The organism is Methylococcus mesophilus, assembly GCF_026247885.1.
In the GTDB taxonomy this organism is placed as follows: Bacteria; Pseudomonadota; Gammaproteobacteria; order Methylococcales; family Methylococcaceae; genus Methylococcus; species Methylococcus mesophilus.
This window is the reverse complement of the sequence record NZ_CP110921.1, coordinates 2,700,861-2,715,568: the sequence shown is the minus strand read 5'-3', so window position 1 is coordinate 2,715,568 and position 14,708 is coordinate 2,700,861. Positions and strand designations below refer to the sequence as shown.

The following is a 14,708-nucleotide window of genomic DNA, read 5'->3' as shown; positions in this document are numbered from 1 at the left end:
AAATGCCTAAGGATTACAAACACAGGGTTCCCGGTTACCGCCAGGCACGGCGCCGACGCAAGCGCGGCTGGCTGGTGGCGGGCATCGCCGCGGTGTGCCTTGCAGCCGGCGGGGGAGCCTATGTCGTCCTTTCCAAACATGCCGAAACGGCCTCAGTGAGTCCGTCCCCGGAAACCAGGCCCGGCCAGGCGGAATCGGGACAAGCTGGAAACAATACCGAAGCCAGAAGCCTGGAAACACCCGCCCCCACCGCCGGCAAGAAAGCCAACCCGCCACGCTTTACCTTTTACAAGATATTGTCGGAAAAGGAAGAGATCATCCCGGAAGCCGAAATACGGACCATCAAGCGCGAGGAGGAACAGGGCAAGTCGCCGCCGGGCGGCGGCTACATCGTCCAGGCAGGCTCCTACCGATCGCGGGCCGATGCCGAAAAAATGCGCACAGACCTGATCAAGCTCAAGGTCAAGGCCCGGTTGGAGAGCGTAAAGATAGAAAACGTCGAGTGGTTCCGCGTGAAGGTCGGACCTTACGACAATCTTGCCGAAGCCGACCGCCTGCGCTCGATACTCAAAAAAAACGGGATCGACAGCGTAGTGCAGAAAATGACGCCCCGCCTGTCCCCCGCTCCCGCCGCGAAGCGCTGAGCCGGCCCAGATTTCAAGCGACCAGCCGGTAACACGGCTCGTATTTCGTCCCCGGCAGCTTCATCCGTTTCTGCGCCACGAAGGTCGAAAGCAATTCGTCCAGGGGATCGAGGATCGAACGGTCGCCGCGGATCTCGAACAAACCTTCCTGCTCGATCCGGCGGATGCCGTCGGCCTTGACGTTCCCCGCGACGATGCCCGAGAAAGCCCGCCGCAGATTCGCCGCCAGCGCATGAGGAGGCTGGTTCCGGTGCAGGGCGAGGCCGGCCATGTTTTCGTGGCTCGGCACGAAAGGCGCCTGAAACGCCGGTTCGATGTGGAGCAGCCAGTTATAGTAATAGGCGTCGTCATGGTGGCGCCGGAACTGCCGCACCAGGTCGACGCCATCCTTCATCTGTCTGGCGGCCTGCGCCGGATCGCCGATCACGATCTCGTAGCGCTTCCGCGCTTCCTGTCCCAGGGTCGCCTCGATGAAACGGTCAATCTGCTCGAAATAGCCGGCGCTCTGGCGGGGCCCGGTGAAAACCAGGGGGAACGGCAGGTATTTGTTTTCCGGATGCATCAGGATGCCGAGCAGGTGCAAAATCTCCTCGGCAGTGCCCACGCCGCCGGGAAACACCATGATGCCGTGGCCCGTCCGCACGAAGGCCTCGAGGCGCTTTTCGATGTCGGGCATGATGACCAACTCATTGACGATCGGATTGGGCGGTTCGGCGGCGATGATGCCGGGCTCGCTGATGCCGACGTAGCGCGGCTTTCTGATACGCTGCTTGGCGTGGGCGATGGTAGCTCCCTTCATCGGCCCCTTCATCGCGCCCGGTCCACAGCCGGTGCACACGTCCAGCCCCCGAAGACCCAGCTCGTGGCCGACTTCCTTGGTGTACTCGTACTCGCCCCGATCGATGGAATGACCGCCCCAGCACACCACCATGTTCGGCGGCACGTCGGGAACCAGGCAATTGGCGTTGCGGAGAATATGGAACACCGCGTCGGTAACGTGCCGCGATTCGGACAGATCGAATTTCGGGTCGCCGACGATCTCGAAGCGGGTATAGACGATGTCCCTTAGCACCGAAAACAGGTGCTCGCGTATCCCTCGGATCATTTCGCCGTCCACGAACGCGCTTTGCGGCGGGTTGATGAGTTCCAGGCGCACGCCGCGCGCCGTGGGGAGAACGCGTATGTCGAAATTGCGGTACTTTTCGAACACCGCCTTGCTATCGTCGACCTGGCCGCCGCAGTTCAGCACCGCCAGCGAACAATTACGGAATAGTTCGTGGAGAGCGCTTTCGCTGCTGTCGAGCAGCTTTCCGGCTTCGAGTTTGGACAGGACTTCGAGGCTGCCTTCCGGGCTGACCTGGACATTCATGGGTGACATGGGCTCAACTGGCGGAGAACCTGTGGATAACTTTGTGGGAAAAGCGCGGGATATGCCTGAATCGCTTCGTCAACTGCCACAGCATTCACGCCCTGGGTCTCAGAATCTTTATAAGACTATTTACAAAACAAAGACTTGCAAAATTGATCTTCGGCATAGGCCAAAGACCGTCAACAAACCGGGGCGACCAGGGCAATTGTGCACAACTCGCAAATGAATGCCCTGTCAATGTGCATCCGGATCACTGAGAGAGCGCCACGCGGGATGGCTCTGAATGAGCACCAGCGCCTGCTCGAGCAGACTCTTGCCGGGCTCGCGGCGATGCCAGGTGGATGCACCGGATGGGTGCGGCAGCGGAATCAGATCCGCCCCCATGCCATCCATTTCGACGCGGTGCCGCTTCCCCACGATCTCGGAGAGCTGCCCGAACGCCAGAAAACGGCTCGCCGCAAGCTTTCCCACCGGGATGATCAAGGCCGGCCTGAGCAGATCGAGCTCGGTGTGCAGCCAGACCGAACACTGGTCGATCTCGTGCTGATCCGGGACACGGTCTCCGCCCTTCGGGTTCTTGCCGGGAAAACAGCGGCACACCGCGGCCATGTATACCCGCTCCCGGAATGCTTCCTCGTCCAGGCCGATACCTGCGAACCAGCGGAACATCGTCTTCCCCGCCGTCCAGGCAAACGGCTTGCCCAACACGCCCTCTTTCGCGCCCGGCGCTTGTCCGACCAGGTACACCGGAGAGGCGACGGGCCTGCCCATGACCACCGGCGGCACCATGTCCGGGCAGCGGCTGCACCGCCGCAAGTCGGCCTGATGCCGACCTATCGCTTCCGAGACATCCGTCAATGGCTTTCGCCCCTGGTCCAGGCAAGGGTGTGCAGACGCATCAGTGTGTCTGGGTCGGAAATCAGGCTGCGCTTCTCGGCGCCAGACAGCGTTTCCGGACCCTCCTCCACCAGCTGATACATCAGCGCATGCAGCTGATGGCGCAGGCGCTTTTTCGGGAGCCGCTGCGGCAGCAATGCCGCATGCAGCGCACACGCGGCAGGATCGACGACCTTGCCGTAGCCGCTGTCCTCTACGCCTGAATCGCGCTCGAGGTTTTGCTGCAAGAGCTCTATCACCCGGGGCGCGCGGGACTCCTCCGGGGTCAGAAACAGCCCCAGCCGGCGGGCGAAGAGGCCTAGCCCGGCGCTGCTGGAAATCATGGAAGTCGGTATGGCGAAAACGAGGCCAGCAAGAACCGGTGTGAACCACCAGAAAAAACTGGGCACGTAATGATAGCTGAGGGCGCCGGCGACCAAGCCGACCAGCGTTTGTCCGCCGTGGGCCAGGAACGCCTCCTTGAAGCTCAGGCCATGCGCATCCCGTTGTTGCGGTGGCCAGCCCACGCTCTTCCTCGCCAGAATGGAGATCACGAATTTGCTCTGGTAAAGCATCAGCACCGGCGCGGTGAAAATCGAGAACACGCTTTCCAAAAACACGCTGAGCGTCGCCCGGAAAATGCCGCCGAACGCCTTGAGCTTGCGGCGGTTGCGGGTAAAGAGCAGGAGGAGGCTCCACAACTTGGGCAAAAACAGCATGGCCAGGGTGACCAGGAGGACCGTCGTCATTTCGACAGCGTAGGACTCCGGCCAGACCGGGAATATGTTGTCGCCGAAGAAGTACACCGGGAGGGTCTGGCTACGGATATAGGCCTCGAAGCCGGTGATGAGCAGGAACAGCAGCCAAAGCGGGGACGAGAGGTAGGACATGATGCCCATGACCAAGTGCAGCCGGCTGATGCCGGAGAGTCCGCGGGCGAACACCATCCGAACGTGCTGGAGGTTTCCCTGGCACCAGCGCCTGTCGCGCTTGGCGTAATCGATCAGGGTGGGCGGCAGTTCTTCATAGCTGCCGGCAAGCTCGTAGGCCAGCCAAACTTCCCAGCCCGCCTCCCGCAGCAGGGCGGCCTCGACGAAGTCGTGGCTGAGGATTTCGCCACCGAAGGGCTCACGGCCCGGCAGTTTGGGCAGACCGCAATGCTTCACGAACGGCTGCACGCGGATGATGGCGTTGTGGCCCCAGTAATTGCTGTCGGCGAGTTGCCAGTAAGACGACCCCGCGGTGAATATGTCCGAATAAAGGCTGCTGGCAAACTGCAGGATTCGCGCAAACAGCGACTTCTGATTGACCGGGAGGGGCGGGGACTGAATCAGCGCAACGTTGGGATGCGCCTCCATCAGGTCCACCATGCGCACCAGCGTCTCGCCGCTCATCAGACTGTCGGCGTCGAGCACGATCATGTAGCGATAGCGGTTGCCCCAGCGGTGGCAGAACTCCTCGACATTGCCGCTCTTGCGGGCGACGTTTTTTTCACGGTTGCGGTAGAAGATCCGCCCGTGCCCGTCGAACTCCTCGCACAGGCGGTACCAGCGGGTTTCCTCTTGAAGCCAGGTCTCCGGATCGCGGGTATCGCTGAGGATGAACAACTCGAAACCGTCGGACCGCCCGGTTTCCAGCAGGGATTGCCAAATCGCCGCCAGGCCCGAAAACACCCGGTGCGGGTCCTCGTTGTAGATCGGCATGACGATGGCCGTCCGCAGCGGCGTCGCCTCCGGTTCCGGCGACGCCATCGGTGGCAACCGGCCGATCGACTGGCCGTCGCCGCCGAACAGCAGGACCAGAAACCCGATCGTCGCAGTCCAGAACGACGTGCTGATCCACAGTATGAGGAGGGTGTAGAGCAGCAGCAGCACGAGTTCCTGGGGCGTCAGGCCGTTCTGCTGGAAGGCACTGGTGATCATGAACATGGCGGCGAAGGTCGTCAGCGTCACCAGGGTCAGGAACACGGTTCTACGGAACAGCCTGGGCCGGCGGGGCATCGGCGAATGAACGGCCATGTGGATCTTGAGAATCAGACGGACTTGAAAAGAAAGAAGCGAAGCTTCTGCGGCTGCATCGCCACCGGTGCCTCGGGAGGCTGAGCCTGGGGCCGGTGCCGCTGCAGGCGCGACGCGAATTCCGGGTTGGCGGAGGCATTCAGGTAGAGCTCGTCGGCACCGATCCCCAAATCCCCCAGCAGCAAGGCGGCGCGTGCACCCGCGATCAACGACGGCTCGCGGCTGGCATTCACGCCCAGCGCCCGCGCCAGCGCCTGGTCCAACCGCCGCTGGGCTTCCTCGATGGCGCGCCGTGACAGCTCTGCGGAATCGTGCCGGGCGACGCGCCGGCGCGCGCGTTCGACGCATTCCGCGGTCAGCCTGTCAATGAGGGCCGGGTCCCGGAATCGAAGGCGCCTGAGATACGATTTGACGGCTTCTCCGACTTCGGAAGCCACGTGCCCGGTCGGCTCCGATGCCATGACCGCGGAAACGGCCGCCGGCTCCGCGCTCATTGGGCACTCCACTGGTACAGCCAGGTTTCGGTGAGCACATCCTTGCCGGCGCGCAGCACCGCTCGCAATTCGACCGGATCCTTGTCTTTCTCGGGCTCCAGTTCAAAACTCAGGCGCCAAGCCCCAGTCTCGGTGTTTTTGTGGACCACGGTGTCCCGGATCGAGCCAGAAGACGTGCCGACGTCCGCCTCGATCTTGGCGTCTTCGCCATAGAGTTTCAGGGTTTCGCTGGCGAAATCGACCACGAACTTGCGTCTGCCGGCTTCCTGGGCATTGGTGCCGCCCGCGCCGATCCGGGTCGCCTGGACCTTGCCGGAACGCGGCGCCATCAACTCGTCGGAAGTGAAATGCAGCCGGTACGAGAAGTTCATTTCCTTGCCCGCATCGGTCGGCTGATCCGGCACCCAGAACGAAACGATGTTGTCATATTTTTCCGCATCGCTCGGAATCTCGATGAGATAAATCGCACCGGGGCCCCAGTCGCCCACGGCTTCGACCCAGGAGGTGGGCCGGCGATGATAACTCGCTTCCAGGTCCTGGTAATGGTCGAATCCGCGGTCGCGCTGGAGCAGGCCGAAACCGGTGAGCCGCTCGTCCCGGAACACGCTGATCCGCAGATGGCGCGGGTTGTTCAGCGGGCGCCAGATCCACTCGCCGTTGCTGCGCGAGATGAGCAGACCGTCGGAATCGTGGACCTCGGGGCGGAAGTCGTCCGCGAAGCGGTCGGTGTTCTCGCCGTGGAAGAACATGCTGGTCAGCGGCGCTATCCCAAGACGCTCGACCTTGCGGCGGAAATAGAGATGATGGGTCACGTCCATGGCGGTATCGAGGCCCGGCCGCAGCACGAAGCGATAGGCGCCGGTGATGCTGGGACTGTCCATGAGCGCATACACGACCAGCTCGGACCCGCCCAGCGCCGGCTTCTCGATCCAGAACTCCCGGAAAATCGGGAATTCCTCCGCCTTGGTGAGCCCGGTGTCGACCGCGAGCCCCCGCGCCGAAAGGCCGTACGTCTGGCCCAGCCCCACCGCGCGGAAATAGCTGGCACCAAGGAAGACGCTGGCTTCGTCGAAAACGTCGTTGCGGCGCAGGGGGTAATGGAACCGCACCCCCGCAAAACCGAGATCGGCATCGAGCGGTCCCGGCACCGGGTTCTTGCCGAAGTCGAACAATTCCGGCGAATAAGCCAGCCGGGTCGCTTCGCCGTTGCTGACCACGTTGATCACGACCCGATCCTTGAACATGAATCCCCGATGGAACAACTGGACCTGGAAGGGCAGACCCTCCTCGCGCCACAGCGCCTTGTCGGCCTTGAAGCGGATGTCGCGGTACTGGTCGTAGTCCAGTTTGCCGAGGAAGTCCGGCACTCCGCCGTCGTCGCGGACATAGGGCTGCGCCGCCAACGCTCGCGCACGCTGCTCGACCGCATCGAAACCGAAGGGTCTGTGTTCCTCCGCGGCCGTCGGCAGCGGAGTCGAACTCGGAAGCGGCACCGGTGCCGGCTGTCTCGCCGGGCCTGCGTGTGCAAAACCGCCGGCCCATGCCAGGCACAGATACAGGAGCATCCCGGTGCGTCTGTTCAATGGAATTGTTCTCACCAAGAGAGTTGCAAAAAACCAATCAGAGTGCCGGCACGCCGCCGGGCGGGGAGAGCTACGGATGTGGCAGCGCCCGTCAAAGCGCCCGGCGCATCTTCGCCGACGGCATTAGATATCAAAATGCTCGCGCACATCGAGCCATTCATAGTATACAACGGGGCGCCAATTACCTGAACTTGAACCCCAGCCGTCAGTCCCGAGAGAGGAAAAGGCTTTTGAGAGAACTGCTATTGATCCGGCACGCGAAATCCGCTTGGACCGACCCGTCGCTCACTGACCGCGACCGTCCTCTCAACGAGCGAGGGAAGCGCGACGCCCCTTTCATGGGAAGCCTCCTCCGGTTCAGAGGCATGGAACCGGATTGCATGGTCTCCAGTCCCGCGCGGCGCGCGCGGAAAACCGCCCGCCTCATTGCCGGCGAAGTCGGCTACGACAAAGACGCCATCGTCATCGCAGAACAAATCTATCTCGGCGGGAGACGGGCCGTTGTGGAACTCGTGCAAGCGCTTAATGACGAGGACGAGCGGGTTTACATCATCGGCCACAATCCCGACCTGTCCGAAGCCGCTTCCTGCCTCACCGGCGAAAGTCTGGGAGAACTACCCACCTGCGGCATGGTGGCGATCGAATTCCCGGTCTATAGCTGGACGCATGTCATGGAAGGCGCCGGTCGGCTGAAATTCTTCGACTACCCGAAGAAACACCTGTCGCCCTGAAGGTTCGAGTTTCTCAAGGGGGCTCGCCGAGGTCGGCTGCCGACCGGACCAGCAACAGGATCTTCACTCGCGCATCGGCCTGGGCTGACCGGACGTAGCCGATGGCAGCCGGCGTGGCAGCGACGAACCGGAGCACGGCCTCCTCGGACGAGAGCACCTCTGGCGGATTGATGCCCTGGAAATACTGCTCGTTCCAGTATTCCTCCATGTCCTCCGGCAGGGTATCGAATACGGCGAGCGAGAAAATCCGGCGCAACGGATGCGCGGGAGGCAGATTTACTGGAATCCAGCGGTCGCCGTAGGCGTCCACCATGCTCTTACGCTTGAAGATGAGCTTGGCCGTATCGAGGGACAGCTTGTCCAGCCGGCTTCCCGCCGCGACGACTACGGCAATGGACTCCTCCGCCCAGGGAAGCGCCTGCCAGGATGCGAGAACAAGGACCAGGAGCAACCGGCGCACGGCGATCAAAACAACACCGCAAACGACCCGTACAGACCGTCCGGAGCCGAAATTTCGTTATGGGTGCCGATCCGGTATTCCACCTTCCAGACCAGCGGCGGAACGGGTCGGAACGCCAGTCCGAACACGCCCAGTTGCCCGGCTGGCTGCTGTACCTGATCGAAATACTCGTAGCGCCCGATGGCGTACCAATGGCTTACCAGCGGCGCCACCCCCTGCACAAAGCCCTGGTACAGGCCTTGGAGCCCGCCGTTCCGGTACACCCACTCGGTGTTGAATTCGAACCTGCGGTAAAACCAGGCCCCTTCGACGCCGACGAGGTTGAAGCGGTGGCTGGGATCGTCATGCAATTGGTAATTGACATAGGACAGCCCCAGTTCCAGGTTGTCCGCCGCCGAATAAAGCCAATGGGAACCCAGAGCATTGTTGAACGGATCGGCCGAGCGGTACGGATCGAGCTCTTCGGTCAGGTCGGCATAAAAGGCATAGTCCATGCGCCGATCCAACACGGGGAACCCGCCGTGCAGCATCAGGCCGGTGGCATGCTTGGAGAACAGATCGTAGGTCGCGACCGGCCGTGTTGTGGTCCAGGTCAGGGGACTGGCGTGGAGCAGGTTCCATCGGCCGACGGGGGTCAGAAATTTGCCGAAACGCAGCGAGAACAAATCGTCGAACAGCCGGTCGATGTACAGACGTTCGAGTTCGAAATGCGCGTTGCGTGTGCTGAGGCCCTGGTTCCCCCCAGCGGTCAGCGCTTCGCCTACCTCGGTTTCCGAAAAGAAGCGCCAGTGCGCGTGGTCGGTCCAGGTCGTGAAAAGGCTGAGGTCGCTGACGCTGAACTCCCATGGGCCGGGACTCGGCGCCCCCGCTTCGACGCTGGCATAGCCCCCGAAGCGAATGCCGGTATCGCCGACGGCTAAACCGCGCCCCAGTTGATAGCTGGAGCCATCGCCGCCCGATTCGGCCCGCGCGGCAGACAGGGCGAGAACCGAGAGGAAGAGAAAAAGTCGGGCGAGCAAAAGCTTGGCCGTCGGCGACAGGATGGTAAAAAATTGGGCCTGCGAAAGCAGGCTCCACACGAACGACGAATGTTACATTAACTTCGCGAACCGGACTCCCTTTCCCGTCTCATGACCATCTCCCGCCTGCTGTTGATCGCCTTCCTGTCGCTGACTTTCCTGGCGTCGGCCCTGTTGGCGAGCCTTTCGTTCTTCGCCTCGCGCGAAGCGCTGGCGGCGGAAATCGGCCGCAACCTCGCCAAGGACGCCACGCTGTTGATGGAACAGGTCGACATGCAGTTGTTCGAGCGCCTGCAGAACATCCATTCCTGGAGCCGGCTGGACGTCATGCAGGACGCCAGAGTCGGCGATGTGGACAAACGGCTCGCCCGCTTCCTCACGGATATCTGCCACGGCTATGGCGAGGTGTACAGCAAGCTCTTCTTCGCCGACGGGACCGGCCGTATCGTCGCCTCCAGCACCGCCGCCGCCATCGGCCGAACCCAGGCGATCCAGGCAACCTGGGTCGGCGCCAAGCTGCCCAATGGCGAAGTCTTCCTGCAACCGTTGGATCTGCAAGCGCCCTACAGCCAAGCCTCCCTCCTAATCCACGCCCCGGTTTACAGCCGCTACGATGGAGGCGAAATCGGCGGCCTGTACGGCGCATTCGACCTGTGGCAGATTTTCCGCCTGTTCGATCAGGCCGAGCATTCCGTTTCAGGCAACCGGTACGTCGCTCTCGTAGACCAGGAAGGGCGTCTGATTGCCGGTTCGGCGTCGTTGCGCGATCGTGGACTCCTGCTGGCAAAAGTGCTGTCGGACTGGCGCCCCGACGGCATAGCGACGTTCACCCGGAACGGCATGCCGCTGTTGGAGGGCGAGGTATTGATCGGACATGCCGCTTCCCGCGGCTATCAGGGTTATGCCGGCCTCGGCTGGTCGGTCCTGGTATTCGAGCCGACCGATCAGGCCTTTCGCTCGGTGAGGGCGCTGCTCTGGCTGTTCAGCCTGGCTTTCCTTATCACCGGGCTACTCGCTAGCGTCGCCGCGCTGGCGGTCGCCGGCAGGATCGCCCGCCCCCTGGTCAGGCTGACAGCCTGGACCCAGGATTTCGTGCGTCACGAAAACCCCGTCGGCCCTCACATCGCCGGCACCCGTGAAGTGAGGGAACTGGGAACGGCATTCGGGCAGATGCTCGAAAATTTGCAACAATCCCGCCAGCAAGTCATCCACGCCGCGAAGCTGGCGATGGTCGGCGAAATGGCCGCAATCATGGCGCACGAGGTGCGAACCCCCCTGGGAATCCTGCACACCTCGGCGCAGATGCTCCAGCGCGAGCCTCAACTGAGCGCCGAAGGGCTCGAACTGACCCGCTTCATGCTCGAGGAGTCGGCGCGGCTCGAGCGGCTGATCTCCACCCTGCTGGAATGCGCCCGACCCCGCCCGCCGAGAATGCGGGCGTGCGATGTGCATGCCATCGTGCGGCGCGTCGCCGATTTGTTGGCGACTCAGGCGCGGAAAAAAAACATCCGCCTCGGCTGCTCGCTAAAAGCGGAAAATTCGACAACGGCGTGCGACGAGGAGCTGCTGATGCAAGTGTTCCTTAACCTTGTCATGAACGCCATCCAGATCACCCCTTCCGGGGGACGTGTGGAAGTCCGCTCGAGCTCCGATCGGGAAGTACTGTCCGTAGAAGTCGACGACGATGGTCCCGGAATTCCCGAGCAAAACCGCCCAAAGGTGTTCGATCCGTTCTTCACCACTCGCGAAGGCGGCATCGGCCTGGGGCTCACCGTCACCCGCCAGATCGTCGACGCCCATCATGGCCGCATCGTCGCGGAAGCCTCCGAGTGGGGTGGAGCGCGCTTCAAGGTCAGCCTGCCACTGAAGGAGGAAACCATTTCATGACCAAACCCTGCATCCTGGTAGTGGACGATGAACCCAACGGCCGGCGGATGCTGGAGATACTGCTGTCCCGCCTGGGCTGCGAAGTGCTGTCGGCAGCCGATGGAAAATCGGCCCTGAAGCAACTCGGCGAACGCGCCATCGATTTGATCATCACCGACATCAACATGCCGGAACTGGACGGGTTGAGCCTGCTCGCGGCGCTGAAGGCCAAGGGCATTGCGACCCCGGTCATCCTGGTGACAGCCTATGGCACCGACGAAAGTGCAGTCACCGCCCTGAATCAGGGTGCGTTCGACTATCTGGTACGCCCGCTCTGCCTGGACCGGGTGGAATCGGTCGTACGCAAAGCGTTGGAATCACAATGAGACGGCCGTCAGCCGAGCAGGGCGATACGCATGGACAGATCGATGGCGCGGAGGTGCTTGGTCAATCCGCCCACTGAAATGAAATCCACCCCGGTTTCCGCGACGGCACGAATATTGTCGAGATCGATGTTGCCGGACACTTCCAGTTCCGCACGCCCTGCAGCAACGGCAACCGCCTTGCTCAAGGCATTCCGCTCGAAGTTGTCCAGCATGATCCGGTCGGCCCCAGCGGCCAAAGCCTCTTCGAGTTCCGCGAAATTTTCCACCTCGACCTCGACCATGACCTCCGGATGCAGTCGTCGCGCCATCGCCACTGCCTCAACGAGGCAGCCGGCGGCCGCGATGTGGTTTTCCTTAATAAGCACGGCGTCGTAGAGACCCGCGCGGTGATTATGACAGCCTCCGCACCGCACGGCGTATTTCTGGGCCAAGCGCAGGCCGGGAAGGGTTTTCCGGGTGTCGAGCACCCTCACGCCGGTGCCCGCGACGGCCCGAGCATAAAGGCGGGCCACGGTCGCCGTTCCGGACAGAGTCTGCAGCAGGTTGAGCGCCGTGCGTTCGCCGCTGAGCAATGCCCTGGCACTGCCCTCGACTCCGCATAGAAGCGTACCGGCGGAAGCTTCCCCGCCTTCCTCCACGAACCAGGCCGGCTCGATCGCAGGGTCGAGCCGCCGGAAGACCGCCTCGAACCAAGCCCGCCCACACAAGACCATCGGCTCCCGTGTGACGACCTCGGCCCTGGCGAAAACTGAGGCCGGGACGATGTCCGCAGTCAGATCGCCGGAGCCGATGTCTTCCGAAAGATAGCGCTCGATGTCGTCGAGGTTCAGCTCGACAGGGGCCGCATTCACCGCCTACCCTTGCGTCTTCCTGGACCCCTTGCCCGTCGCGGATTTGGCCTTGCCGGCCGGCTTGCCTTCCTTGTTTCCCGATTTCTTTCCGTTCTTCGCTGCCGCGGGCTCCGCCGAGGCGACGATCCCTTTCAACTTCTCCAGCTCGATGGTCCGCTCGGCGGACGGCATCGGAATCAAGCCGTCGGCAATCAGGTAACCCTCGTCTCCCCAGGCCTTGTCACTGGTGAACTCCTTGAGATAAACCTCCATGCCCGGTGCAAGTCCCAAATGCGCCTGTTTGATGTACATGTAGAGGGGACGCCCAACCGGATAGCGCTGCGACTTGACGGATTCGTAGGTCGGCTCGATGCCTTCGATGGAAGCCGCGGCCAGCTCGGATTTGTGCTTGGCGAGGGCGCCGAAATCGACGATGCCCAGGCCCTGGCCTCCCTCGACATGATCGATGATGCCGCTTTCCGGCTCGTTCTCGTAAACGCCGTCCTCGCGGATAGTCTGGCAGAGTTTCTTGAACTTGGCTTCGTTGGCCAGCATCATCTGTTTCATCGCCGGAAAACTCGCGCAGCCCGCTTCGAGCACGTCCTCGGCGAAAGTATCGCGGGTTCCGGAGCTCAGAGGCGGCCCCCAAACCGCGATGGGCGCATCGGGCAGTGCCGGATTCACTTCGCTCCATTTCTTGTAGGGGTTCGGTACCAGCCTGTCGCAGGAGCCGCCACACTTGGGATCAGGAACCGTCTTGGCCAGAGCCAAGTACAGGTCTCGATTGGTCAAGGCCAAAGGCTTGTCCTTGCGCGACTGCGCTACGACGATGCTGTCATAGCCGATCTTCAACTCGGTGATTTCGTTCACGCCGTTGAGCCCGCACTCGTCCCGTTCAGTCTTTTTCATGATGCGGGAAGCAAGCACGATGTCGGGATAGTTCCGACCCGTCCCTTCGCAGAACAGCTTGATGCCGCCACCGGTTCCGGTCGACTCGACTTTCGGCTTTCGCACTTTTCCCGAAGCCGAAACATGGTCCGCCACGGCACTGGCCAGGGGGAAAATCGTCGACGAGCCTGCAATCAGCAGGTAAGGGCGTCCGAATTCCGCCTGTGCAGTTGCGGCATGAAAAAACAGGATTGAAGCGGCGGCATACGCCGGAAATCTATTTAGCACCTGACATCCTCATGAATAGGGTAAATCGACAGCAGAGAGGTTTTGCCCGGAATCCGGCCGTCTGCGAGCCGATTGTACTTCGTCGGCATATCCCAAAAAAAGCAAACCCGCCGGAAGGCGGGTTTGCAGGCTAAGCTGAGCTGTGAAGGCCGGCCGAAGCCGGCCCAGTATCAGTCGCCCATCCAGATCAGTTCCACGCGGCGGTTCTTCTCGCGATCCGCCTCGCTATGCTCCGGAACCAGCGGGTATTCCTCGCCATAGCCCTTCGGATAGAGCTGGTTGGTCACACCCTTGGCCTTCAGGTAGTCGGCCACCGAATGCGCGCGGCGAATCGACAGGCGCATGTTGTACTCGTTGGTGCCCTCGGTGCTGGTGTGGCCGGCAACTTCGATGTCACGCTTCTCCGGGAAGACGATCAGGTTTTCCGCCGTCTCGTCCAGGATGCGCTTGGCGCTGTCGGTCAGCTCGGCCGAATCGTACTTGAAGTTGACGCCATGGAGCTCGATGCGGATCAAGCAACCGTCGCTGTCGACCTTCGCGCCCTTCATCGTGCCGGGGCATTTGTCGAGGCAGTCGTTCACGCCGTCGCCGTCGGAATCACGCGATTCGCAGGTGTCCTGCGCAACCGGTGCGGCGGCTACGGGCGCGTGGGGCTTCTCGCCGAAGGGGACTTCGAAGCCGACATTCACGACAAACCCATTGATATTGCCGCAGTTGTCGCAGGTCCCCATGTTTGCACGATAACGGATATCGCTGCGCAGCAGGAAGTTGTCGCTGAGCTCATAGTTGGCACCGAAACCGGCCTCCCCGATGAAGCGGGTCGAACGATAATTTTCGTGCCCACCCCAGCTTGCGCCGCCGGCCGCGATGACGGCATACGGCTGGAAGGTGTCGCGCGAGAAATAGTATTGGACATCGACGGTGCCGCCGAGCAGGTCCAACTGGGCGTTGTAGTGCTGCCCGAAAATAGGCCGGTTGGTGGCGTTGCCCTGAAAGTGGTTCCAGATGAACCGCGTTTCAATGTTGAAATATTCGTTGATGATCTTGCCGATGCCAAGACCTGCACCCCAACCCTGGGAAACGAGTCCAGGACTCTTGCCGGTGTAGTAGTACTCGCCGAACGGCGCGACGTACCAGCGGTCATCCATGAAAGTGTCATCTGCCTGTACCGAAGCAGTCGCTGCGGCGACCATGCCCAGCGCTATCAAAGTGCGTTTAATCATACCCCGTCTCCTTAGCAAAAATGCAACAAATCA

At 62.0% G+C, this 14,708-nt stretch carries 14 protein-coding genes; 4 read left to right on the top strand and 10 right to left on the bottom strand.

The window, feature by feature from the left end:
• The first annotated feature begins 2 nt into the window (after positions 1–2).
• On the top strand, positions 3–644 hold the full coding sequence (locus tag OOT43_RS12865) for an SPOR domain-containing protein (RefSeq protein ID WP_266020982.1): 642 nt from the start codon (positions 3–5) through the stop codon (positions 642–644).
• Between the two features lie 13 nt (positions 645–657).
• Here OOT43_RS12865 and ppnN read toward each other — a convergent pair whose 3' ends face one another.
• The 5 genes from ppnN to OOT43_RS12840 all read right to left on the bottom strand — a co-directional run bounded on the left by ppnN (position 658) and on the right by OOT43_RS12840 (position 6,984).
• Positions 658–2,022 carry a nucleotide 5'-monophosphate nucleosidase PpnN gene (gene ppnN, locus OOT43_RS12860; RefSeq protein ID WP_317133991.1) on the bottom strand — a complete coding sequence of 455 codons (1,365 nt, stop codon included), beginning with the start codon at positions 2,020–2,022 and terminating at the stop codon, positions 658–660.
• A gap of 225 nt (positions 2,023–2,247) precedes the next feature.
• On the bottom strand, positions 2,248–2,802 hold the full coding sequence (locus OOT43_RS12855) for a uracil-DNA glycosylase family protein (protein ID WP_266024911.1): 555 nt from the start codon (positions 2,800–2,802) through the stop codon (positions 2,248–2,250).
• A 65-nt stretch (positions 2,803–2,867) separates the two neighbouring features.
• Positions 2,868–4,907, bottom strand: coding sequence for a glucans biosynthesis glucosyltransferase MdoH (gene mdoH, locus OOT43_RS12850; RefSeq protein ID WP_266020981.1), 2,040 nt, complete (start codon positions 4,905–4,907; stop codon positions 2,868–2,870).
• Positions 4,908–4,921: 14 nt separating this feature from the next.
• Positions 4,922–5,401 carry a hypothetical protein gene (locus OOT43_RS12845; protein ID WP_266020980.1) on the bottom strand — a complete coding sequence of 160 codons (480 nt, stop codon included), beginning with the start codon at positions 5,399–5,401 and terminating at the stop codon, positions 4,922–4,924.
• Complete coding sequence (locus tag OOT43_RS12840) at positions 5,398–6,984, bottom strand: glucan biosynthesis protein (RefSeq protein WP_266020979.1); 1,587 nt, start codon at positions 6,982–6,984, stop codon at positions 5,398–5,400. The genes OOT43_RS12845 and OOT43_RS12840 overlap by 4 nt, the downstream gene beginning before the upstream one ends.
• Here OOT43_RS12840 and OOT43_RS12835 point away from each other — a divergent pair.
• Positions 6,942–7,715, top strand: coding sequence for a SixA phosphatase family protein (locus OOT43_RS12835; RefSeq protein ID WP_317133990.1), 774 nt, complete (start codon positions 6,942–6,944; stop codon positions 7,713–7,715). The genes OOT43_RS12840 and OOT43_RS12835 overlap by 43 nt on opposite strands.
• A gap of 13 nt (positions 7,716–7,728) precedes the next feature.
• Here the strand turns inward: OOT43_RS12835 and OOT43_RS12830 are convergent, their stop codons facing one another.
• Both OOT43_RS12830 and OOT43_RS12825 read right to left on the bottom strand, forming a co-directional pair.
• A complete protein-coding gene (locus tag OOT43_RS12830; RefSeq protein WP_266024910.1) occupies positions 7,729–8,175 on the bottom strand; it encodes a type 2 periplasmic-binding domain-containing protein in 447 nt (148 codons plus the stop codon).
• Positions 8,176–8,180: 5 nt separating this feature from the next.
• Entirely contained in the window at positions 8,181–9,254 is a 1,074-nt protein-coding gene (locus OOT43_RS12825; protein WP_266020977.1) for a hypothetical protein, read from the bottom strand.
• Between the two features lie 51 nt (positions 9,255–9,305).
• Here OOT43_RS12825 and OOT43_RS12820 point away from each other — a divergent pair, with 51 nt between their 5' ends.
• Together OOT43_RS12820 and OOT43_RS12815 are read left to right on the top strand one after the other, a co-directional pair.
• Entirely contained in the window at positions 9,306–11,081 is a 1,776-nt protein-coding gene (locus tag OOT43_RS12820; protein WP_266020976.1) for a sensor histidine kinase, read from the top strand.
• Positions 11,078–11,446 carry a response regulator gene (locus tag OOT43_RS12815; protein ID WP_266020975.1) on the top strand — a complete coding sequence of 123 codons (369 nt, stop codon included), beginning with the start codon at positions 11,078–11,080 and terminating at the stop codon, positions 11,444–11,446. The genes OOT43_RS12820 and OOT43_RS12815 overlap by 4 nt, the downstream gene beginning before the upstream one ends.
• An 8-nt stretch (positions 11,447–11,454) precedes the next feature.
• Here OOT43_RS12815 and nadC read toward each other — a convergent pair whose 3' ends face one another.
• The 3 genes from nadC to OOT43_RS12800 all read right to left on the bottom strand — a co-directional run bounded on the left by nadC (position 11,455) and on the right by OOT43_RS12800 (position 14,675).
• Positions 11,455–12,297, bottom strand: coding sequence for a carboxylating nicotinate-nucleotide diphosphorylase (gene nadC, locus OOT43_RS12810; RefSeq protein ID WP_266020974.1), 843 nt, complete (start codon positions 12,295–12,297; stop codon positions 11,455–11,457).
• Between the two features lie 3 nt (positions 12,298–12,300).
• Positions 12,301–13,452, bottom strand: a complete 1,152-nt coding sequence (locus OOT43_RS12805) for a substrate-binding domain-containing protein (RefSeq protein WP_266020973.1) — start codon at positions 13,450–13,452, stop codon at positions 12,301–12,303.
• A 170-nt stretch (positions 13,453–13,622) separates the two neighbouring features.
• The gene (locus OOT43_RS12800; RefSeq protein WP_266020972.1) at positions 13,623–14,675 is read right to left on the bottom strand and encodes an OmpA family protein; all 1,053 of its coding nucleotides are present in this window, start codon (positions 14,673–14,675) and stop codon (positions 13,623–13,625) included.
• Positions 14,676–14,708: the final 33 nt, after the last annotated feature.